At 72.5% G+C, this 19511-nt stretch carries 22 protein-coding genes; 10 read left to right on the top strand and 12 right to left on the bottom strand.

The annotated features are described in order from the left end of the window. The 3 genes from DEJ19_RS14955 (at nt 1) to DEJ19_RS14945 (ending at nt 1951) form a co-directional block, all read left to right on the top strand. Nucleotides 1–1032 carry a YeiH family protein gene (locus DEJ19_RS14955; RefSeq protein ID WP_111232885.1) on the top strand — a complete coding sequence of 344 codons (1032 nt, stop codon included), beginning with the start codon at nt 1–3 and terminating at the stop codon, nt 1030–1032. Between the two features lie 77 nt (nt 1033–1109). Beyond that, nucleotides 1110–1721 (top strand): hypothetical protein, encoded by a 612-nt coding sequence (locus tag DEJ19_RS14950; RefSeq protein WP_111032735.1) that lies wholly within the window; start codon nt 1110–1112, stop codon nt 1719–1721. Continuing rightward, entirely contained in the window at nt 1721–1951 is a 231-nt protein-coding gene (locus tag DEJ19_RS14945) for a helix-turn-helix domain-containing protein (RefSeq protein WP_071245067.1), read from the top strand. The genes DEJ19_RS14950 and DEJ19_RS14945 overlap by 1 nt, the downstream gene beginning before the upstream one ends. A gap of 80 nt (nt 1952–2031) precedes the next feature. Here the strand turns inward: DEJ19_RS14945 and DEJ19_RS14940 are convergent, their stop codons facing one another. The 6 genes from DEJ19_RS14940 to DEJ19_RS14915 form a co-directional block, all read right to left on the bottom strand. Continuing rightward, nucleotides 2032–3108 (bottom strand): ABC transporter permease, encoded by a 1077-nt coding sequence (locus DEJ19_RS14940; RefSeq protein ID WP_111224220.1) that lies wholly within the window; start codon nt 3106–3108, stop codon nt 2032–2034. Further along, on the bottom strand, nt 3105–3986 hold the full coding sequence (locus tag DEJ19_RS14935) for an ABC transporter ATP-binding protein (RefSeq protein ID WP_111232886.1): 882 nt from the start codon (nt 3984–3986) through the stop codon (nt 3105–3107). Before DEJ19_RS14935 ends, DEJ19_RS14940 begins: the two co-directional genes overlap by 4 nt. 490 nt (nt 3987–4476) lie before the next feature. Beyond that, a complete protein-coding gene (locus DEJ19_RS14930; protein ID WP_111232887.1) occupies nt 4477–5169 on the bottom strand; it encodes a response regulator in 693 nt (230 codons plus the stop codon). Continuing rightward, entirely contained in the window at nt 5151–6425 is a 1275-nt protein-coding gene (locus tag DEJ19_RS14925) for a sensor histidine kinase (protein WP_181441493.1), read from the bottom strand. Before DEJ19_RS14925 ends, DEJ19_RS14930 begins: the two co-directional genes overlap by 19 nt. Before the next feature lie 111 nt (nt 6426–6536). After that, the gene (locus DEJ19_RS14920; RefSeq protein WP_111232889.1) at nt 6537–6845 is read right to left on the bottom strand and encodes a transcriptional regulator; all 309 of its coding nucleotides are present in this window, start codon (nt 6843–6845) and stop codon (nt 6537–6539) included. Then, nucleotides 6842–7162, bottom strand: coding sequence for a hypothetical protein (locus DEJ19_RS14915; RefSeq protein WP_111232890.1), 321 nt, complete (start codon nt 7160–7162; stop codon nt 6842–6844). Before DEJ19_RS14915 ends, DEJ19_RS14920 begins: the two co-directional genes overlap by 4 nt. Before the next feature lie 216 nt (nt 7163–7378). On the opposite strand from DEJ19_RS14915, the gene DEJ19_RS14910 reads away from it, so the two are divergent. Beyond that, nucleotides 7379–7717 (top strand): YciI family protein, encoded by a 339-nt coding sequence (locus tag DEJ19_RS14910; RefSeq protein ID WP_111232891.1) that lies wholly within the window; start codon nt 7379–7381, stop codon nt 7715–7717. Here the strand turns inward: DEJ19_RS14910 and DEJ19_RS14905 are convergent. Further along, nucleotides 7623–8825 carry an MFS transporter gene (locus tag DEJ19_RS14905; RefSeq protein WP_220035303.1) on the bottom strand — a complete coding sequence of 401 codons (1203 nt, stop codon included), beginning with the start codon at nt 8823–8825 and terminating at the stop codon, nt 7623–7625. The two genes, DEJ19_RS14910 and DEJ19_RS14905, sit on opposite strands and share 95 nt — an antisense overlap. Before the next feature lie 62 nt (nt 8826–8887). Between DEJ19_RS14905 and DEJ19_RS14900 the strand changes: the two genes are divergently transcribed. Beyond that, nucleotides 8888–9478, top strand: coding sequence for a TetR/AcrR family transcriptional regulator (locus DEJ19_RS14900; RefSeq protein WP_111232893.1), 591 nt, complete (start codon nt 8888–8890; stop codon nt 9476–9478). Next, nucleotides 9475–10368 carry an alpha/beta hydrolase gene (locus tag DEJ19_RS14895; RefSeq protein ID WP_181441494.1) on the top strand — a complete coding sequence of 298 codons (894 nt, stop codon included), beginning with the start codon at nt 9475–9477 and terminating at the stop codon, nt 10366–10368. Before DEJ19_RS14900 ends, DEJ19_RS14895 begins: the two co-directional genes overlap by 4 nt. A 118-nt stretch (nt 10369–10486) precedes the next feature. Here the strand turns inward: DEJ19_RS14895 and DEJ19_RS14890 are convergent, their stop codons facing one another. Next, the gene (locus tag DEJ19_RS14890; protein WP_027465989.1) at nt 10487–10969 is read right to left on the bottom strand and encodes an ATP-dependent zinc protease family protein; all 483 of its coding nucleotides are present in this window, start codon (nt 10967–10969) and stop codon (nt 10487–10489) included. Nucleotides 10970–11056: 87 nt separating this feature from the next. On the opposite strand from DEJ19_RS14890, the gene DEJ19_RS14885 reads away from it, so the two are divergent. The 4 genes from DEJ19_RS14885 (at nt 11057) to DEJ19_RS14870 (ending at nt 17138) form a co-directional block, all read left to right on the top strand. After that, a complete protein-coding gene (locus DEJ19_RS14885) occupies nt 11057–12235 on the top strand; it encodes a RimK family alpha-L-glutamate ligase (protein WP_110861118.1) in 1179 nt (392 codons plus the stop codon). A 69-nt stretch (nt 12236–12304) separates the two neighbouring features. Next, complete coding sequence (locus DEJ19_RS14880; RefSeq protein WP_111232933.1) at nt 12305–13378, top strand: 3-oxoacyl-ACP synthase III; 1074 nt, start codon at nt 12305–12307, stop codon at nt 13376–13378. Between the two features lie 8 nt (nt 13379–13386). Next, complete coding sequence (locus DEJ19_RS14875) at nt 13387–16152, top strand: alpha/beta fold hydrolase (RefSeq protein ID WP_111232934.1); 2766 nt, start codon at nt 13387–13389, stop codon at nt 16150–16152. Continuing rightward, nucleotides 16149–17138 carry an NAD-dependent epimerase/dehydratase family protein gene (locus DEJ19_RS14870; protein ID WP_111232894.1) on the top strand — a complete coding sequence of 330 codons (990 nt, stop codon included), beginning with the start codon at nt 16149–16151 and terminating at the stop codon, nt 17136–17138. Before DEJ19_RS14875 ends, DEJ19_RS14870 begins: the two co-directional genes overlap by 4 nt. On the opposite strand, the gene DEJ19_RS14865 is transcribed toward DEJ19_RS14870, so the two are convergent. The 4 genes from DEJ19_RS14865 to DEJ19_RS14850 all read right to left on the bottom strand — a co-directional run bounded on the left by DEJ19_RS14865 (nt 17114) and on the right by DEJ19_RS14850 (nt 19429). Continuing rightward, a complete protein-coding gene (locus DEJ19_RS14865; RefSeq protein WP_258377363.1) occupies nt 17114–17764 on the bottom strand; it encodes a gamma-glutamylcyclotransferase family protein in 651 nt (216 codons plus the stop codon). The genes DEJ19_RS14870 and DEJ19_RS14865 overlap by 25 nt on opposite strands. Before the next feature lie 100 nt (nt 17765–17864). Continuing rightward, the gene (locus tag DEJ19_RS14860; RefSeq protein ID WP_111232895.1) at nt 17865–18281 is read right to left on the bottom strand and encodes an MFS transporter permease; all 417 of its coding nucleotides are present in this window, start codon (nt 18279–18281) and stop codon (nt 17865–17867) included. Next, nucleotides 18278–19177 carry an Asp23/Gls24 family envelope stress response protein gene (locus tag DEJ19_RS14855; protein WP_181441495.1) on the bottom strand — a complete coding sequence of 300 codons (900 nt, stop codon included), beginning with the start codon at nt 19175–19177 and terminating at the stop codon, nt 18278–18280. Before DEJ19_RS14855 ends, DEJ19_RS14860 begins: the two co-directional genes overlap by 4 nt. 78 nt (nt 19178–19255) lie before the next feature. Beyond that, on the bottom strand, nt 19256–19429 hold the full coding sequence (locus tag DEJ19_RS14850; RefSeq protein WP_071246087.1) for a CsbD family protein: 174 nt from the start codon (nt 19427–19429) through the stop codon (nt 19256–19258). Between the last annotated feature and the right edge of the window lie 82 nt (nt 19430–19511).

The raw sequence follows: 19511 nt of genomic DNA, 5'->3' as shown, positions 1-19511 counted from the left end.
ATGCAGTCCGTCCGTGCCGCCGCACCCGGTGTCGCCCTCGCCGTGGCGATCGGCATCGTCGCCACCCTCGTCGGCCGGGTCGTCCCGGTGGTCGGCGGTCCCGTCCCCGCCGTCCTGATCGGTGCCGTCGTCGGGTGGCTCGTCCGGCGTCGCACCGGTGGCACACTCGCCGCGCTGGCTCCCGGCGTGAAGTTCTCGTCCAGCCGGGTCCTGCAGTTCGCCGTGGTCCTGCTCGGCGCGCAGCTGTCCATCGGCGAGGTCCTGCGCATCGGCGGTGAGACCCTGCCGGTGATGCTCGCGACGCTCGTCGTCTGCCTGGTGGCCGCGTGGGGGATCGGTCGGCTGCTCCGGGTCTCGGGTGCACTCCGCACCCTGATCGGCGTCGGGACCGGCATCTGCGGCGCCTCGGCGATCGCCGCCGTGACACCCGTCATCGGTGCGGTCAGTGCGGACGTCGCTTACGCGATGTCGACGATCTTCCTCTGCAACATCGCGGCCGTCTTCGCCTTCCCGCTGCTCGGGCACGCCCTGGGCCTCAGCCAGCACGCCTTCGGCGTCTTCGCGGGCACCGCCGTGAACGACACGTCGTCCGTCGTCGCCACGGCGACCGTCTACGGCCGCCAGGCGACCGACACCGCGGTCGTCGTGAAGCTGGTGCGCACCCTGATGATCATCCCGATCGTCATCGGGCTGGCCGGACTGGAGGCCCGCCGCGCCTCCCGCGAGCAGCTCACCCCCGCCTCGGGGCCGGGTCGCGGGTTCCGTGTGTTCCGGTTGGTGCCGTGGTTCCTGATCGGGTTCCTCGTGGTGGTGCTGCTCCGGACGGTCGGGGTCCTGCCCGCGTCCGTGGCGCCGGGGTTCGCGACGGCCGCCTCGTTCCTCATCACGGCGGCGCTCGCCGCGATCGGCTGCTCGACGGACTTCGCCGCGCTCCGCCGTGCCGGGTTCCGGCCGATGCTGCTCGGCATCGCGCTGTGGGTCCTGGTGGCGGGGACGAGCCTGGGCACGCAGGCGGCCTTCGGGCTCCTGTAGGGGTTGCCGGGACGGCACCTATCGTTTATCGTTACATCGAAATTCGATGGTATCGATGATCGACAGGGGAAGCAGCCATGACCACGCCCGTCTACGAACCGCCCCGCGGGCGGAACTCCTACCTGGCCTACGTCGTCTCGTGTGCGATCGGCATCGCGATCGTCGTGTGGCGGTACGTCGACCTGCTCGTCCACTCGATCGCCTCGGGCACGGTGGCGGTGCCGGTCCGGATCCGCGAGACCAGTGCCGTCCCGCAGCCTCCGGGCGGTGCGACGGTGACGTCCGACCAGCTCGTGCTCCGGGCGCCGATCGCCGACGTGCCGGGTGGTGCGATCGGGTACATCCGCGTCGGCGACGCGCTGGAGGTCCTGCTCGTCAGCGCCCTCATCGCCCTGGTCGCGGCGGTGGCCTGGAAGATCTCACGCGGCGGGCTCTTCGACCGCTCGACCACCCGGATCCTCGACTGGCTCGCCGGCGCGGTGCTGGCCGCCGGGTTCCTGCCGTCGTTCGTCCGCCGGATGGGGTGGAACTGGGTCGTGTCCGGGCTCGGATGGGACGGGTACCTGCCCACGCCGGTGGTCGACCACCAGTTCCTGCCCGTGTACCTCGGCCTGCTCGTCGTCGTCTGCTTCCGGTTCGCGCTCACTGCCTCGCAGCGGATGGTGCGGGACCAGGCCGGGCTGGTCTGATGCCCCCGGAACAGGAGGACGGCCACGCGGTCGTCTGCCACCTCGACGACCTGCTGGCCGAGCGGGGGATGACCCTGACCGAGCTCGCCGACCGCGTCGGCGTGACCGTCGTCAACCTCTCGGTGCTCAAGAACAACCGGGCTCGCGCGATCCGGTTCTCCACCCTCACCCGCCTGTGCGAGGTGCTCGGCTGCCAGCCGGGCGACGTCTTCTCGGTGCGCACGGACTGACGACGGAAGGCCCGCCCGACGTGAGCTGATCTGCTCACGCTGGGCGGGCCTCCTGGCCGTACCTGCCGTACCTGCCGGCGTCAGCCGCGCAGCGCCTCCGACAGCTTCACGCGACTGCCGGTGCGGAGCAGGGCGTTCTCGTAGACGCGGGCACCGATGACCACGACCGCGACGACCGAAGCGGCGACGATGACGAGCGACAGGATCGGCTCCCACCACTCGGCCGTCCCCAGGAAGATCCGCATGGGCATGCCGATCGGGGCGCTGAACGGCACGTACGACATGATGCCGAGGATCGTCGGGTTGTCGTACGCGACGATGATCAGGAAGTACGGGATCATCACGAGCATCATCACCGGGGTGGTGACGCTGCCGACGTCCTCCTGGCGTGACACCAGCACGGCCGCCGCGGCGAACAGCGACGCGAGGAGCACGAACCCGATCGCGAAGAAGCCGATGAACCACAGGATGCTCGGGCCGAGCATCGCGAACATGTTGTCCTGGCCGGTCACCGCCAACGTGACGATGGCGGCGACGGCCACCGCGACGATCTGGGCGAAGGCCATGATGCTGTTGCCGAGGACCTTGCCGGCGAGCAGCGCCCTTGCCGGGATCGCGGACATCAGGATCTCGACCACCCGTGTCGACTTCTCCTCGACGACGCTCTGCGCGATCGACTGGCCGAACGTCACCGCTGACGCGAAGTAGACGACGCCGAACGCGATGGCGATGAGGTACACCAGGCCACCCGGCAACGCGTCCGGGTCGAGCAGCTCGATGCGCGGGGTGACGCTCAACGCCGAGACGACCTCGGACGGGGCTTCGTCGAGTCCGACGACCTTGTAGCCGAGCGGGTCGTCCGACGGCACGATCGCCGCGTCGACGTCGCCCTTGGTCACGAGCCGTTCGGCGTCGTCGACCGACGCCGACTCCGTGACGTCCAGCCCACTGGTGGTCGGCAGCGAGACGCCGTCGACGACCGCGACCGGGGTGGTGTCGTCGGCGGTGGCCTTGCTCACGATCCCGCCGACGACGATCGACGCGACGACCATGCCGATCAGGATGAGCGCCGAGACCACGAAGGCCTTGCTGCGGATGCGTGCCTGGATCTCACGTGCGGAGACGAGCCGCACGGCCTGCACGAAGGAGTTGTTCATCGGACGACCTCCCGGAAGACCTCGCTGAGCCGCGGCACCCGCGGCGAGAACGACCCGACGGTGCCGTGCTGGACGGCACGCTGCAGGACGCGCTGGGCGGTGGCGGCGTCGGCCTCGAAGACCGCGTACCCGCCGTCGAACTCCCGCACGGCCACACCCGGCTCGTCGCGGAGCCAGGCGACGTCCCCGTCGATCAGCAGCTCCCACGCGGCGGGCCCGGCCTGCTTGCGGAGTTCCTCCTGCGGACCGGCGGCGCGGATCGTGCCACCGGCGATGACGACGACGTCGTCGCACAGCCGCTCGACCACGTCGAGCTGGTGGCTCGAGAACAGCACCGGGACGCCCCGGGCCGCGGTCTCGCGCAGGACGCCGAGCACCGTGTCGACGGCCATCGGGTCGAGGCCCGAGAACGGCTCGTCGAGCACGAGCACCTCGGGGTCGTGTGCCAGCGCCGCTGCGATCTGCACGCGCTGCTGGTTGCCGAGCGAGAGCTTCTCGACGGGGTCGCCGGCGTGCGTGGTGAGTTCGAGGCGTTCGAGCAGCTCGCCGGTGCGGGTCGTCGCGGCGCGCTTGTCGACGCCGTGCAGCCGGGCCAGGTAGGTGATCTGCTCGGCCACCGGCATCTTCGGGTACAGGCCGCGTTCCTCGGGCATGTAGCCGAAGCGGCGGCGGTCGGCGGGGCGGACCGCGGTGCCGTCGATCGAGACCGTGCCCGCGTCGGCCTGCAGGACGCCGAGCATGATGCGCATGGTGGTGGTCTTGCCGGCACCGTTGCCGCCGACGAACCCGGTGAGGCGGCCGCTGCCGACCGTGAACCCCACGTCGTCGAGCACCCGGCGATCGCCGAAGTGCTTGGTCACCCCTTCGATGGTGAGCATGTCGTTCCCCTTCGTCGCGACGCTGGTCGTCGCTGCGTCCGACGCTATTGGCCGGGAGGCACGCCCCGCCTCCGCCGCCAGGCGGGACTTGGTTGGGTGGTCGGCTCCACCGCGTGGGGGAGGAGGGCGCGGGTGGATGCGCGGGGTGCGTGCGCCGGGTCGGCACGGTGCGCACTTGGTGCGGGTCGGCACGGTACGGGCTTGTTCGGCTCGTGCGGGTTTGGTTGCTCGGTGCGTCGTTCTGGCGGCGCACGGTGCCGTCAACGCTGCACGGGTTGAACGAAGGCGCACGGTGCGGGCGTGGGGTGCGGTGGTGGGCACGGTGCGGGCTTGTTCGGCTCGTGCGGGTTCGGTTGCTCGGTGCGTCGTTGTGGCGGCGCACGGTGCGGTCAACGCTGCACGGGTTGAACGAAGGCGCACGGTGCGGCCATGTCTGCGAACTCGGCACCGTGCGGGCTTGTTCGGTTCGTGCGGGTTCGGCTCGGCTCGGTCAGCCGGCGACGCCGTGCTCGAACGCCCAGACGACGGCCTGGATGCGGTCGCGCAGTGCGAGTTTCTGGAGCACGTTCGACACGTGGGTCTTCACGGTGGCGTCCCCGACGTAGAGCTCGGCGGCGATCTCCGCGTTGCTCAGGCCCCGGGCGAGGAGCCGCAGCACCTCGGTCTCCCGCTCGGTCAGCCCGGCGGCGGCGAGTGCGTCGTCGCCCGTCGCACTCGTCGCGGTGCTGGTCGCCGAGGGCTGCACCGCAGCCGACGCCGTCGCCCGGCTGATCACCCGCCGCGTGACGTCCGGCGCGAGCAGAGCGTCCCCGGCGGCGACGGTCCGGACCGCGTCGATCAGCCGCTCGGGGGAGGCGTTCTTCAACAGGAACCCGCTCGCTCCCGCCTCGAGCGCCTGGAACAGCGCGTCGTCGCTGTCGAACGTGGTGAGGATGAGCACCGCCGGCGGGTCCGGCAGCGCCGCGATCCGTCGCGCGGCCTCGAGCCCGTCGACGCCCGGCATCTGCACGTCGAGGCAGACCACGTCCGGACGGAGCTGCTGCACGGCCTCGACCGCCCCGGCGCCGTCCGCGGCTTCGCCCACGACCCGGAACCCGGGCTCGGACTCCAGGATCACGCGGAACCCGGCGCGGACGAGTTCCTGGTCGTCGGCCAGCACGATGGTCAGGTCGTCGGCAGCCATGCCCGCACCAGGTAGCCTCCCCGGGCTCGTGGCCCGATCTCGATCCGTCCGTCCACGGCGGCGACGCGTTCCCGCATCCCGACGTGTCCGAGCCCGCTGCCGGAGGTGCTCCGGGCAGCACGGGCACCGAGCCCGTCGTCCGTGACCTCCACCTCGACGCCGTCGTCCAGGTACCGCAGCCGGACGTCGGCGCGGGCGGTCGGGCCGGCGTGCTTGAGGATGTTCGTCACCGCTTCCTGCACGATCCGGTACGCCACCGCGGCCACCGTCGGCGGCACCGGTCGCTCGTCACCCACGACGACGTATTCGGCGGGGTGGCCCGCCACCCGGGCGGACTCGGCCAGTTCGGCGATCCGCGTGATGCCCTCGGTGCTCGGGCCGTCGCCGTGCGGTGTCCCGAGGCCGTCCGCGTCGTCGTCGGAGCGCAGGGTGCCGAGCATCCGCCGGAGTTCCTCCACCGCGGTGCGGGCGCTCTCCTCGACCACCCCGAGCGAGGCGGTGGCCTGCGCGGGGTCGCGGTCGATCACGCGCCGTGCAGCACCCGCCTGCACGCCCATCAGCGAGACGTGGTGGGCGACCACGTCGTGCAGCTCGCGGGCGATCCGTACCCGTTCGATCGTGACGGCCTGTGCCGCGGACCGCTCCCGCTCGGCGGCGAGTTCGGCGGTGCGTTCGGCGAGCTGGTGCCGTGCGACTGCGGAGACCCAGGCGCGGTTGCCGGCGTACCAGGCAGCGCCGAAGTAGATCACGTTGATGACGATGTTCAGCAGCGAGATCGCCACGTAGGGCGCCACTGGGGAGTCCGTGTCATTCGGCAGTGCGTTCGGCGACGCCCACCCGAACGAGATCGCGACGAACAGCCACGCGAACATGCCGCCGATGACGACCCAGCGCACGGCTTCGGCCCGCACCCGGTCGGAGCACCAGGCACCCACCGTGTACAGCGCGATGAAGAGCGTGAAGTTGACGAGGAAGACCTCGGGCACCTGGAGCAGCTGCGTCGCGGCGAACGCCACCGCCGACACCAGGGCCACCGACATCGGGAACCGTCGGCGGAACGCGATCGGGGCCGCGTTCGCGACGATCATCAGCGCGGAGACCCACCAGGCGGCCTGGTCGTCACCGTACGTACCGGCCGACCCGTACAGGAACGTCGTGACCGCGAGCCCACCGGCCAGCACAACTGCGAGCACCGTGTCCTGCCGGTACTCGTGCCGCCCCACCGGCAGTCGCGACCACTCCGCCGTCGTCCCCACTCGCGAAACGCTAGCGGAATCCCGGTGCGATGTCGTCGTCATCGGCCGACGCTCCCGATCGTCGTCACCACGCTGGACTGCTCGGCGTCCGCTCGCTCCACGGTGCGGCGGTCACCGGGCGGGCTCGGCGATCGCCCGGATGACGGCGAAGTGCCGCTCGAACGCATCTCTTCCTGCGTCGGTGAGGGCGAGCCAGCTCCTCGTGCTCCTCCCCACGCGAAGTCTGCGGATGCGGAGGAAACCCGCCTCTCTCAGAATCGCCGCTGCTTGGGACAGCGTTGAGTCGCTGACCTCGAGTGCGTCCCGGACGACACCGAACTCCGCTTCGTCCACCGTCCTGAGCAGGGCGAGCAGGGAGAACCGCACCGGCGAGTGGATCCGGTCGTCGAGTTCGTGCCGAGGGTGGGCGCCGCTGGTCATCGGCGCCGCGGCCGAGCCTGCGCTGCCGCCGCGATGAGTGGAACTGCGACGATGAGCGAGGTTGCTCCCCAAGCCATCAGCGACGTCGACCCGTCGAGTCCTCGGAGCACCGCGGCATCGAGCGGAGCGACGGCGAGGACGTAGAGGACGCCGGTTGCGATCCAGGCGACGGCCATCAGTCGGTTGCCTCCGCGGGGGACGACCCGCCGGGTGCTCACGACGAGCCACAACGTGATGACGGCGACAGCGGCGATCGCGAGGACGGGCAGCCGCGGGGCACCCAGCCCCTCGACCGCGAACACGAAGCACGCGACCACGGCAGCACTGCAGAGGAACACGGGTGTCTGCCAGCCGCGCCCTTGCCTGAGCCGAGTCCCGACTGCAGCTTCTCGAGTGGAAGTGTTCATGTTCACAGATGGTAAACGTCACGGGGCCGCTCCTGCGGACGTCCCAGCGGAACAGCAGCTTCACGCCGAACGCGTCGGTCGGTGCACGGCGGGAGTAGCCTCCCGCCAACGAGCAGGGGAGACGCCATGCAGTTCCTCGTCAACGTCATCGACGACGGCCAGGCCGCCGCCGTCGGCAACACGTACTCCGCGACCGACGCCGAAGCCACCGCGGTCGACGCCTTCAACGAACGGATGGCCGACGCGATCGTGTTCGCCGCTGGGGTCTCCGCACCCGCTGACGCCACCGTGGTCGACGCCCGCGGGGGCGCGGCCGAGACAACGACCGGGCCCGCGACGAGCACCGACGAGTACGTCGCCGGGTTCTGGGTCATGGACCTCCCGGACGCCGAGACGGCTGCCCGGGTGGCGCACCAGGCGTCGCAGGCGTGCAACCGGAAGATCGAGCTCCGGCCGCTGCTCTGACGGCACGGACCCCACCCGGCCGGCGGACCACCGCGGGGACGGCGCTCGCCGCGGTCACACCCGCCCCGACCACGAACGTCGCGACGAACCCGATCGCACCGACGAGCGCTCCGGCAGCCGCCGCACCGACGGCCTGCCCGAGCACGAGCGCGACGAACAGCATCGACGTGCCCGCCGACGAGCACTCGGCATCGATCTCGGTCGTCCACGCGATCAGTGCCCCGGTCGCCGCCGTGTAGCCCCAGCCGAACACGGCACACGCCAGCAGCGCCGCGACCGTCGACTGCGGCGCTGCCCCCAGCACCACGACGGCGACGGCGACCGACCCCGCCGTGATCGCCCAGAGCGTCCGGGCGCGCAGTCCGTTCGTCCAACGCGCGGTGACCACGACGGCCGCTCCGCCGATCCCGAGCGCGATCCAGGCCGACACCGAGACGACGACCGACGCACCGGCCTCCACCAGCGCCGAACGTCCGTAGGTCCAGACGACGGCGGACCCCGCCCCGAACAGCAGCGCCAGCACGAGCACCCCTCGGTGCGCCGCGAACCACGGGGTGCCGGGCAGCGGTGACCGGGACGCAGCAGTCCCGCCGCGGGACACCACGAGCAGCAGGGCACCGACGGCCAGGGCGAACACCCCGGACACTGCCCAGGCCGTCCGCCAGTCGGGCAGCAGCACGAGGGCGAGCGCCCCGGCGCCCACGAGCCCGGGGCCGGTGCCGGCGTTCACGATCGCCTGCGCTCGACCGAGCAGCGCCGACGGCACCTGCTCGGCGACGATCCGCACGAGGGCGGGCGACGCGAGTCCGGCACCTGCCGACGCGAGCACGGCGCTGACGCCGAACGCCAGCGAGCCGCCGGCCGTCGCCATGGTGATCGCACCGATCCCCGCCACCAGGGTCGCGACCGTGACGAGCACCCGGGGCATCCGTGCGGCGAGCAGGAACCCGGCCACCGCACCGACGCAGTAGAGCGCAGAGGCACCCGACGAGACCCACCCGGCGGCATCTGCCCGGAGCCCCAGGTCCCGCTGCACGTCGGGCAGGAACAGCCCGTACGCCAGGCGCACCAGGCCGTAGGTGGCGGCGATCAGGCCGAGTCCGCTCACCAGGAGCAGACGATGTCGTAACGAAAACGATCGTTTCACTTTTCAGAGCCTAGGGTGCTCTCATGGTGATGCGCCCAGGGACCGAGCAACGGCTGCTCGACGCCGCCGAGGAGCTCTTCTTCTCACAGGGCATCGCCGCCACCCCGATCGACGCCGTCCTCGAACGGGCCGGGGTCTCGACGGCCACGCTGTACCGCGGCTACGCGAGCAAGGAGTCGCTCGTCGCTGCGGCCCTCACCCGTCGCCACGAGGACTGGATCGCCACCTGGGACCGTGCGGTCGCCGCCGAACGGGACGACCTGGGCCGACTCCTGGCGGTGTTCGACGCCCTCGACGACTACCGCTCGACGCCCACGGGCTCCCGCTGGTGCGCCTTCCTCGGCACCGCCGCCGAGTACGCCGACGCCCCCGCCGAGGTCCGACAGGTCCTGGACCTCGAGACCACCACGTTGCGCCGGCGGCTCCTGGCGCGGGCGGCCCCGGTGGTCGGTCCCCGTGCCGAGGCCCTCGCCGACCAGCTGCTCCTCATCGTCTCCGGTTCCCTTGCGATGCGATTGCGCGACCCCGCGCTCGACACGACGACGGCACGGTCCGTCGCCGCGTCCCTCATCCGGGAACACACCACCCCCGACGGAACGGCGCCCACCCCATGACCCGATCGCGTGCTGCCACGATCACCCGCCGTTCCATGCTCATCGGTGGCACGGGCGTCGTCGCCGCGGGAGCCGTGGCCGAGGCGATCAACCTCGGACTGCTGCCCGGGCGCTCGACCCTGTACCGGGTCCTCGGTCTGGACGGCACCGACGGCACGGTCCCCGACGTCGAACCCGTCCCCACGACCTCCGGCACCTTCGTGTCCGCGGCGCGGAAGGGCCGCACCGTCGGCTGGATGATCGCGGCCCCGGCGTCCGACACCCCCTTGCCGGTGGCGGTCGCCCTGCACGGGTACGGCGACGACCACACCTCGTTCTCCGGGCGGAGCCTGGGCTACGACCGGTTCCTCGCGGCGCACGTGGCCGGCGGTGGAGCACCGTTCGCGATCGCCTCGATCGACGGCGGCAACCGCTACTGGCACCCACGAGCCGACGGGGACGACCCCGCCGCGATGGTCGTCGACGAGTTCCTGCCCCTGATCGCCCGCCGCGGCTTCGACACGGACCGCCTCGCCCTGACCGGCTACTCGATGGGTGGCTTCGGGGCCCTCCGGCTCGCAGGGGTCCTCGGTGCCTCGCGCGTCCGGGCGGTCTCGGCCATCAGCCCCGCGCTCTGGAAGTCGGCCGCCGACACCGCTCGCGGCGCCTTCGACGACGCGGCCGACTTCCGCGCGAACACCGTCCTCGGGCGGCAGCGCGCCCTGGACGGTGTCGCCGTCCGCGTCGACTGCGGCAACGGTGACGGGTTCGCGCCGGCGGTGCACACCTACGTCGACGGCTTCGCCACGCCTCCGGCCGGAGGCTTCGCACCCGGCGCCCACACGCACGGGTACTGGCGCCGCCTGGCGCCCCAGCAACTCGCCTTCCTCGGCCGCCACCTGGGTCGCTGAGCCGACCAGCGCCCGGGACGCGCGTCCAGGCGGACGGGAGGCCCGTGGCGGCCCCGCACCGCGCCTCCAGGCCGTCGACCGGTCACCGCAACGGCCCGTGCCAGGTGACCAGGAGCGCTCAGGCGCGACCGCGGTTGCGGCGCCGGATCTCCTTCGGAGCGCGCCCGGCCATGAAGGACCGTGCAGGATCGACGAGGAAGCCCTGCCGGAGCGCCTCGCGACCGACGAGCATCCGGAACCCCATCTGGTCCCGGTTGCTCAAGGTGACCTCGGACTCGACGACCTGCCCGGCCAACGCGATCCGCGTGCGGACGACGATGCGCTCCTGGGTGTGCCCGGTCGAGCTGCGGACGATGCGCCGGTCGTGCACGTCGCACTCGATGGTGGAGGCGTCGGCATCGGTGTCCTGCCAGGGGTGCAGCGAGAACCGGACCCGCTCGCCGGGCAGTTCCTCGAGGTCGAAGGCGTGCAACGCGGAGCTCCGGGCGCCGGTGTCGAGCTTCACCTTGATCCACGGCACGCCGAGGTCCGGCAGCCCCGCCCACTCCCGCCACCCGGCGACGACGAGCCCGCTGTCGGAGGACTTCGGAGCTCGGGCCATCTGCCCATCCTGTCGCATGCTCCGTGGCCACGTCCGCATGCTTTGATGGAGCGTCGCCGTCGATCCGACCCAGCGGAGAACCCCTCGATGAAACTCGCCATCCTGTCGCGCGCGCCCCAGGCGTACTCGACCCAGCGCCTCCGCGCAGCGGCACTCGACCGCGGTCACGAGGTCAAGGTGCTCAACACCCTGCGCTTCGCGATCGACCTGTCCGGCGACGACCCGGACCTGCTCTACCGCGGCAAGCTGCTGAGCGACTACGACGCCGTGCTGCCGCGCATCGGCAACTCGATCACCTACTACGGCACCGCCGTGGTGCGCCAGTTCGAGCAGATGGACGTGTACACGCCGAACACGGCGAACGGCATCACGAACTCGCGCGACAAGCTCCGGGCGAACCAGATCCTGTCGCGGCACGACATCGGCATGCCGGCGACGACGTTCGTGGCCGGCCGCAACGACGTGCGCGGCGCGATCGAGCGGGTCGGCGGCGCGCCCGTCGTCATCAAGCTCCTCGAGGGCACGCAGGGCATCGGCGTGATCCTGGCACCCGAGGCGAAAGTCGCCGAGTCGATCGTCGAGACCCTGCACTCCACGAAGCAGAATGTCCTGATCCAGCGGTTCATCGCCGAGAGCCGCGGTCGTGACATCCGTGCCCTCGTCGTCGGTGACCGGGTGGTGGCGGCGATGCGCCGGACCGCCTCGGGCGACGAGTTCCGCTCGAACGTGCACCGCGGCGGCACCGTCGAGAAGGTCACGCTCTCGCCCGAGTACGAGGCCGTGGCCGTCCGCTCGGCGCAGATCATGGGCCTGAAGGTCGCAGGCGTCGACATGCTCGAGGGCAACGACGGGCCGCTCGTGATGGAGGTCAACTCCTCGCCGGGCCTCGAGGGCGTCGAGCGAGCCACCGGCCTCGACATCGCCGGTGCGATCGTCGACTTCATCGCGAACCAGGTCGCGTTCCCCGAGATCGACGTCCGCCAGCGGCTGTCCGTCTCGACCGGGTACGGCGTCGCCGAGCTCCTCGTGCACACCAACGCCGACCTGGTCGGCAAGACGATCAAGGAGTCCGGGCTCTGGGACCGCGACATCACGGTCCTCACGCTGCACCGCGGCTCGAACGTCATCCCGAACCCGCGCAGTGGCGTCGCCCTCGAGCCGGGCGACCGACTGCTCTGCTTCGGCAAGCTCGAGGAGATGCGGTCGATGATCCCGGAGCGTCGGAAGCGGCGTGCGAAGGTGCGGAAGCTGCCGAAGGACGTCTGATCCGGAGCCGTCCAGCGCATCCGGATCGCGCACACAGGCCAGATGCGGAAGTATGTGTCGGTGACGATCATGACGGAACGGCCGGTCGACCAGGCATCGAGCAGTGAACCGGAGCAGCCCGGCAACGCCACGGCGAAGCACCGGAACGTCTCGCTGCTCTCCGTGGCGACCACCACGGCGGAGCGTGTGACGACCTCGGCCGACATCGAGGCCAAGCTCCGCGGGGTCCTCCGTCGACTCCGTCTGCCGATGGGGCTGCTCGAGCGTGTCGCCGGGGTGATCGAGCGTCGCAACTGGGGCGAGGGGCAGACCTTCCAGGACGCCGCGATCGACGCCGGCCGCCGTGCCATGGCCGAGGCCGGGGTCCGTCCGGACGAGATCGGGCTGCTCATCAACACCTCGGTGACGCGCCCGCACCTCGAGCCGTCGGTGGCCGTCCGCCTGCACCACGGCCTCGGGCTGCCGTCGTCCGCCATCAACTTCGACATCGCGAACGCCTGCCTGGGGTTCGTCAACGCCATGAGCGTCGCCGCGGGCATGATCGACTCCGGGCAGATCAAGTACGCGCTCGTCGTCGACGGCGAGGACGCCGACCAGGTGCAGCTCAACACCATCGACCGCCTGAACCAGGGCGGCCGGAACCGCAAGGACTTCATGAGCGAGTTCGCCAGCCTGACACTCGGGTCCGGTGCCGCGGCGGCCGTGCTCGGCCCGGCTGACCTGCACCCCGAAGGACACCGGATCGTCGGCGGCGTCACCCGCGCGGCGACCCAGTGGTACGACCTGTGCGTCGGCAGCGTCGACGGCATGTTCACGGACGCGAAGATGCTGCTCAAGGGCGGCATGGAGCTCGTCGTCGCCGCCTGGACCGAGGCCCGCGCCCACTTCGACTGGGCCGAAATGGACCGCTACGTGCTGCACCAGGTCTCCGACGTGCACACCAACGCCTTCGTCGAGGCGATCGGCATCCCGCGCGACAAGGTCCCCACCACCTACCAGCGCTTCGGCAACGTCGGCCCCGCGTCGATCCCGATCACCCTGGCCGACGAGGTCGCTTCCGGCGGCATCCGTCGCGGTGACCGCGTGTTCCTGGGTGGCGTCGGTTCCGGCATCAACACGGCGATGATGGAACTCCACTGGTGAGGTCCCGGCTGCCCCGCGTCGCCGCGAGCACGGCTCCGGCGACGCAGCCGCCCTCCCTGCCCGGCCTCGACCCGGCCTGGTCGCGTCTGGTCACGGTCCCCGCGTGGTCCGGAGAGCGGACTGGGCCCACGCCGCCGGTTCCGGAGCGACGCGCCAGCGGCGGGCCGGCCGTGCCGGTGGGGAGAGGCACAGATCGCGCCGCGCGCACCTGGCACCTCCTCGACACGGCCGGGTCCCTGGCCGCGCTCGGCGTGGAACCGGTCGGCACGATCCTCTGCGTGCACGGCAACCCGACCTGGTCGTACCTGTGGCGGTCGGTGCTCCGCACCTCGCTCGAGCTCGCGCAGGCCGGCGGCCCGGCCTGGCGTGTGGTCGCCGTCGACCAGCTCGACATGGGCTTCTCGGAGCGCACCGGCGTCGAGCGGGGACTGGCGCAGCGCGTCGCGGACCTCGGAGCCCTGACCGACGAACTCGGGCTGACCGGACCGGTCGTCACCCTCGGTCACGACTGGGGCGGTGTCGTGTCGCTCGGTTGGGCGGTCGACCACCCGGACGTCCTGGCCGCCGCGATGACGTGCAACACCGCCGTGCACCAACCCGACGACGCCCCGATCCCGGCACCGCTGCGGCTCGCCCTCGGTCCGGGGATGCTCGGCCGCGCGACGGTCGTGACCCCCGCGTTCCTCGAGACGACCCTGGCCATCGCGCACCCGAAGCTCGACCGTGCCACAGCCGACGGCTACCGTGCGCCCTACCGCGGTGCCGCCCGACGCGGCGGCATCGGCGGGTTCGTCGCGGACATCCCCGTCGACGCCCGGCACCGGAGTGCACCCGAACTCGACCGCATCGCCGCCGGGGTCGCCGCGCTCGACGTGCCGGTGCTCCTGCTCTGGGGTCCGCGCGACCCGGTGTTCCTCGAGCGCTACCTGGACGACCTGACCGAACGCGTGCCGCACGCCGACGTCCACCGGTTCGAGGGCGCCGGGCACCTGCTGCCTGATGACGCCGACGTGGCGGGCGCGGTGTTCGACTGGCTGGGCGACCGCCTGCCGGACGGTGGCCGTCCTGCGCAGGCCCCCACGGGCCTCCAGGCCGACGCCGCGGACCCGGGCCAGCCCGCACCGGCGACCCCGCCGCTCTGGGCACGGCTCGACGAACTGCGTGACAGTGACGAACCCGCGCTGGTCGAGTTGGCCGTCGCCGGTGGCCCCCGCACGATCACGTGGCGACTGCTCGCCCGACGGGTCGACGAGATCGCCGCGGGACTCGACGACCTGGGCGTCCGCAGCGGCGACCGTGTCTCGCTCCTGGTGACCCCCGGTGCCGACCTGACCGCCGTCCTGTACGCCTGCGTGCGGATCGGGGCGGTCGTCGTCGTCGCGGATGCCGGCCTCGGACTCGGTGGTCTGACCCGAGCGGTCCGCGGAGCACGACCCGACTGGATCATCGGCGCGCTGCCCGGCCTCGGGGCCGCACGTGCCCTCGGCTGGCCGGGGCGACGCATCGCGACGCTCTCGCTGCCCGCGCCGGCCCGGAAGGCGCTGCGGGTGGAGCACACGCTCGTCGACGTCGCCCGACGTGGTGCGCGTCGTCTCGCGCACGGCACCGCGCTGCCGACGGCCCCGTCGTCGGACGCACCCGCTGCCGTGCTCTTCACCTCGGGGTCGACCGGCCCGGCGAAGGGTGTCGTGTACACGCACGGGCAGCTCAGCGCCGTCCGGGACGCCCTGGCCACCCAGTACGACGTCGGGGTCGGCACCGGTCTCGTCGCCGGGTTCGCGCCGTTCGCGCTGCTCGGCCCGGCCCTCGGGGCACGGTCGGTCGCGCCCGACATGGACGTCACCGCGCCGCGCACCCTGACAGCGAAGGCGGTCGCGGCCTCGGTCGCCGCGGCCGACGCCACCGTGGTGTTCCTGTCGCCCGCGGCCCTGGCGAACGTCGTCGCGACCGCGTCGGAGCTCACCGACGCCGACCGGCAGGCGCTGAAGGGCGTGCGGCTGTTCCTGTCGGCCGGGGCTCCCGTCTCGGCTGCGCTGCTCACCGCGGCGACCGAGCTGATGCCGAACGCCAGCGCCCACACCCCCTACGGCATGACCGAGGGGCTCCTCATGACCGACGTCGACCTCGACGGGGTCCGTGCCGCCGGCCGGTCCGACGACGAAGGGATCTGCGTCGGGGTGCCGGCAGCGAACGTCCGCGTCCGCATCGCACCGCTCGACGGTTCCGGTCGCTCGACCGGAGCGCTGACGGACGAGCCCGGGATCACCGGGGAGATCGTCGTCGCGGCACCCCACGTGCGCGACCACTACGACCGGCTCTGGCGCACCGACCGGGTCTCGCGCCTCGGCGTCGACGACCCGCGCGGGCACCGCACCGCGGACGTCGGACACCTGGACACCGCGGGACGGATCTGGGTCGAGGGCCGGCTGCAGCACGTGCTCACCACCCCGGACCGGGTCGTCACGCCGGTCGGGCCGGAGCAGCGGATCGAGGGCGTCGACGGTGTCGGACGCGCCGGCGTCGCGGGCATCGGTCCGGTCGGCACGCAGCAGGTGGTGGCCGTCGTCGAGACCGACCCCGCCGTGCGCCGGCCGGGTCTGGCGTCGCCGCAGCTCGCCGCGGCGGTCCGTGCCGCCGCCGGGGTGGCCCTCGCCGCGGTGCTCGTCGTGCCCGTGCTGCCGACCGACATCCGGCACAACTCCAAGGTCGACCGCACCCGGCTGTCCCGTTGGGCCGCCTCGGTGCTGTCCGGCGGACGGATGGTCCGCCCGTGAAGGTCCTGGTCACCGGGGCCAGCGGATTCCTCGGGCAGGCCACCGCCGCAGCCGTGCAGGACGCCGGGCACGAGGTCCGGACCTTCCAGCGCCGTCCCTCCGGGGTGTCGGGCGTGCAGGACGTCGCCGGCACGATGACCGACGACGCCGCGATCGCCCGCGCGGTCGACGGGATCGAGGCCGTCGTGCACCTGGCCGCGAAGGTGTCGCTCGCCGGGGACCCGGCCGACTTCGCCCGGATCAACATCGAGGGCACGCGCTCACTGCTGCAGGCCGCCCGTGCAGCCGGGGTCGGGCGCTTCGTCTTCGTGTCGTCGCCGTCGGTCGCGCACACCGGGTCGTCGCTCGTCGGGGCCGATGCCGGTCCGGCCGAACCGTCCCGTGCCCGTGGCGACTACGCCCGCACCAAGGCCGCGGCGGAGCTCCTGGCACTCGACGCCGACGCCCCGGACTTCGCCGTCGTGGCGGTCCGGCCGCACCTGGTGTGGGGTCCGGGCGACACGCAGCTCGTCGGACGGATCGTCGAGCGTGCTCGGGCCGGACGGCTCCCGCTGCTCGACTCCGGTGCCGCGCTCATCGACACGCTCTACGTCGACAACGCCGCGACGGCCATGGTCGCGGCGCTCGAACACGTCGAGGACGACGGCGTCCACGGCAACGCCTACGTCGTCACGAACGGCGAGCCCCGCCCGGTCGCCGACCTGCTCGCCGGCATCTGCACGGCGTCGGGTGTCCGACCGCCGCAGTGGCACGTGCCGGCCGCGGTGGCGCGGGCCGCGGGCTCCGTGGTCGAGGCCGTCTGGCGGGTCCGACCGGGCGAGGACGAGCCGCCGATGACCCGGTTCCTGGCCGAACAGCTCTCGACGGCGCACTGGTTCGACCAGCGGCGGACCCGGCGCGACCTGCGGTGGACTCCGTCGGTGTCGATCAACCAGGGGCTCGAACGGCTGCGCGCCGCGGCTCAGGCCTCGTCGGCCGCCACGTAGACCCAGGCCGTCGAGCCCGAGGCCAGCGTGACCCGGATGCGCTGGTAGTCGGCGACCTCGTAGCCGTCGACCGCGCGGAGCTGCCACTCGTACCCGAGCGTCAGGGCCACACCCTCGACGACGTCGCCGGCGGAGCCGCGGCGGAGGATCGGGTGCCGGTCGGAGCCGCTCGTCCGGATGACGTCCGGGTCGGTGATCGTCACCCAGTCGAGCCGCCAGCCGGGCAGGGAGTCCGGGGTGGTGGGGACGTGGTCCCCGAACAGCGACTCCTGCACGAGCGGCTGCTGGAGCGTGCCGTACGAGAAGACCCGGTGCGTCTCGCCGGGGCGCGGCGTCGGACGCCCGACGGGACGCGGAGCGACCGTCGGGGTCGACGTCCAGACGAGTGCACCGGCCAGGCCGGTCAGGCCGAGGTGCAGCAGCCCGATGACGCCGAGGGCGCTGCCCCAGTAGATCCCGGAGTCGTCGCCGAGGCAGCGGGACTGCGGCCAGATCTCGGTGTCGGAGAGGCACCCGTACCGGTTCGTGATCCCGACCACCAGCCCGATGACGCCGACGACGAGACAGACGAGCGCGAACGCGCCGAGACCGATGACCCAGCGCTGGCCGGGGGAGAGACGCTTCACGTCGCGAGGCTAGCGGACGGGCAGTGGACTCCGGGACCACCCGGGTGGGCCGACCGGGTCGGGTGGGGCGGGCCTCCCGGCCGGGACCGTGTGCACGACGTCAGCCGGTGAAGCGGGTCCAGAGCTCGGTCACGATCGGCCAGACGTCGCCCGCGCGGTCGGCGGAGCCGACGGCGACCAGGACGACGGGGACCAGGGTGACCGCCACGCTCACCAGGACGGCGAGCACGACGGCGGTCGTCGCGGTGGCGGTGTGCCGGCGGGTCAGGGCGAGCAGGAGCAGGCCGAGCACCACGACCGCACCGAGCAGGGCGATCAGGGTGACGCGGACGAACGGGAACGGTACGAGGCCGGCGGTGGTGGCGGTGACCCCGCCGAGGAACCCGACGAGCGGCAGGAAGCCGCCGACCGCGACGGCGAGGACGAGGAAGACCCCGATGCCGCCGGCGATCCAGACGCCGCGGGGTCGGGGACGCCGGTCGCGGGACCGGCGCCCTCCGGACCAGGCGGTGGTCACGGCTGGTCCCGGTGACGGGGAGCCACTGCGGCATCCGCTGCTGCATCGGCGGCGACGGCTGCGTCGTCGGCCGCGTCAGCCGCGGCATCGGCAGCGTCGGCGGCCCGGTCGCGGGTCGTGCCGGCTGTGTCGACGACGACGTCGCGGGCCTGCTCGGCGGCGTCCTTCGCGGACGATGCCGCGTCGGCGGCCTGCTCGGATGCCCGGGCGAGCGACTCCGAGGCGGCGTCACGCAGACGCTCGCCCGTCTCTGCGGCGGCGTCGACGGCACGCTTGGTGGTGTCGGCGGTGGCGTCGGCAGCCTGCTTCGTCGCGTCCGCCGTGGCCGACGCTGCCTGCTTCGTCGCGTCCGCCGTGGCCGACGCGGCGCGCTTGGTCGCGTCCGCGGTGGTCTCGGCGGCCCGCTTGACGGCGTCGCCGGTCGACGAGGCCGCCTGCTCGACCGCATCGGTCGCCTGCTCGGCGGCGCGGCCGAGCGGGGACTGCTCGTCGTCGAACGGACCGTGCACGTCGAGGACGCGCACGTCGACCGAGGTGCGGAGGTCGGACAGCTGTCGGGTCGCGGCGGTCACCTGCTGGCGGACCTCGGCGGCGACGTCCAGCACCGGGTGCGGGTAGCTGACGACGACGGCGACCTGAACGGCGAGCACACCGTCCTCTTCGTCGACCTGCACGCCGGCGGTGCCCGCCGAGCGGCCGAGCTGCTTCCGCAGCTGGTCGGCCGCACGGGCGGTGATCCCGCCGAGGTGGTGCACGCCGGGCACGCCGAGCGCGGTCTCCGCCGCGGTGCGCGCGACGATCGTCGCGGTGCTCGCGTCGTCGGGCAGCGGCTCCGTCAGTGCTGCGGGCAGGGCCACCTCGGTGACCTGCGTGTTCGCATGGGGGTCGTGCTGCATGGTTCCTCCTCGTTCGGGATCTGCGCGGGGACGCATCGGGGCACCCGTTCGACGGGTGCCCCGATGCGGTCGTGCGACCTACTTCTTGAAGACGTCCTTGACGTCCTCGCCGGTCTGCTTCGCGCTCGCAGCGGCCTGGTCCTTCTTGCCTTCGGCGACCTTCGAGTCGTCGTTGGTCAGGTTGCCGACGGCTTCCTTCGCCTTGCCGGCGAGGTCCTGAGCGGCGTTCTTGATCTTGTCGTCGAGTCCCATGACGGGTCCTTTCGTGAGTGGGCGTACGCCCGGTGGTGTGGTGGTGGGCCGGGAGGCCCGGGGTGCGTCCGGCTGAAGGGTG

The organism is Curtobacterium sp. MCSS17_016 (genome assembly GCF_003234255.2).
GTDB classification, from domain to species: domain Bacteria; phylum Actinomycetota; class Actinomycetes; order Actinomycetales; family Microbacteriaceae; genus Curtobacterium; species Curtobacterium flaccumfaciens.
The sequence above is the reverse complement of the archived record's forward strand: the minus strand, read 5'-3'. Positions and strand labels throughout refer to the sequence as shown.

Excerpts from the sequence above, each read along its gene's own strand:
- DEJ19_RS14955 (WP_111232885.1), top strand. The coding sequence starts at position 1 with ATGCAGTCCGTCCGTGCCGCCGCACCCGGTGTCGCCCTCGCCGTGGCG.
- DEJ19_RS14950 (WP_111032735.1), top strand. The coding sequence starts at position 1,110 with ATGACCACGCCCGTCTACGAACCGCCCCGCGGGCGGAACTCCTACCTG.
- DEJ19_RS14945 (WP_071245067.1), top strand. The coding sequence starts at position 1,721 with ATGCCCCCGGAACAGGAGGACGGCCACGCGGTCGTCTGCCACCTCGAC.
- DEJ19_RS14940 (WP_111224220.1), bottom strand. The coding sequence starts at position 3,108 with ATGAACAACTCCTTCGTGCAGGCCGTGCGGCTCGTCTCCGCACGTGAG.
- DEJ19_RS14935 (WP_111232886.1), bottom strand. The coding sequence starts at position 3,986 with ATGCTCACCATCGAAGGGGTGACCAAGCACTTCGGCGATCGCCGGGTG.
- DEJ19_RS14930 (WP_111232887.1), bottom strand. The coding sequence starts at position 5,169 with ATGGCTGCCGACGACCTGACCATCGTGCTGGCCGACGACCAGGAACTC.
- DEJ19_RS14920 (WP_111232889.1), bottom strand. The coding sequence starts at position 6,845 with ATGACCAGCGGCGCCCACCCTCGGCACGAACTCGACGACCGGATCCAC.
- DEJ19_RS14910 (WP_111232891.1), top strand. The coding sequence starts at position 7,379 with ATGCAGTTCCTCGTCAACGTCATCGACGACGGCCAGGCCGCCGCCGTC.
- DEJ19_RS14900 (WP_111232893.1), top strand. The coding sequence starts at position 8,888 with ATGGTGATGCGCCCAGGGACCGAGCAACGGCTGCTCGACGCCGCCGAG.
- DEJ19_RS14895 (WP_181441494.1), top strand. The coding sequence starts at position 9,475 with ATGACCCGATCGCGTGCTGCCACGATCACCCGCCGTTCCATGCTCATC.
- DEJ19_RS14890 (WP_027465989.1), bottom strand. The coding sequence starts at position 10,969 with ATGGCCCGAGCTCCGAAGTCCTCCGACAGCGGGCTCGTCGTCGCCGGG.
- DEJ19_RS14885 (WP_110861118.1), top strand. The coding sequence starts at position 11,057 with ATGAAACTCGCCATCCTGTCGCGCGCGCCCCAGGCGTACTCGACCCAG.
- DEJ19_RS14880 (WP_111232933.1), top strand. The coding sequence starts at position 12,305 with ATGACGGAACGGCCGGTCGACCAGGCATCGAGCAGTGAACCGGAGCAG.
- DEJ19_RS14855 (WP_181441495.1), bottom strand. The coding sequence starts at position 19,177 with ATGCAGCACGACCCCCATGCGAACACGCAGGTCACCGAGGTGGCCCTG.
- DEJ19_RS14850 (WP_071246087.1), bottom strand. The coding sequence starts at position 19,429 with ATGGGACTCGACGACAAGATCAAGAACGCCGCTCAGGACCTCGCCGGC.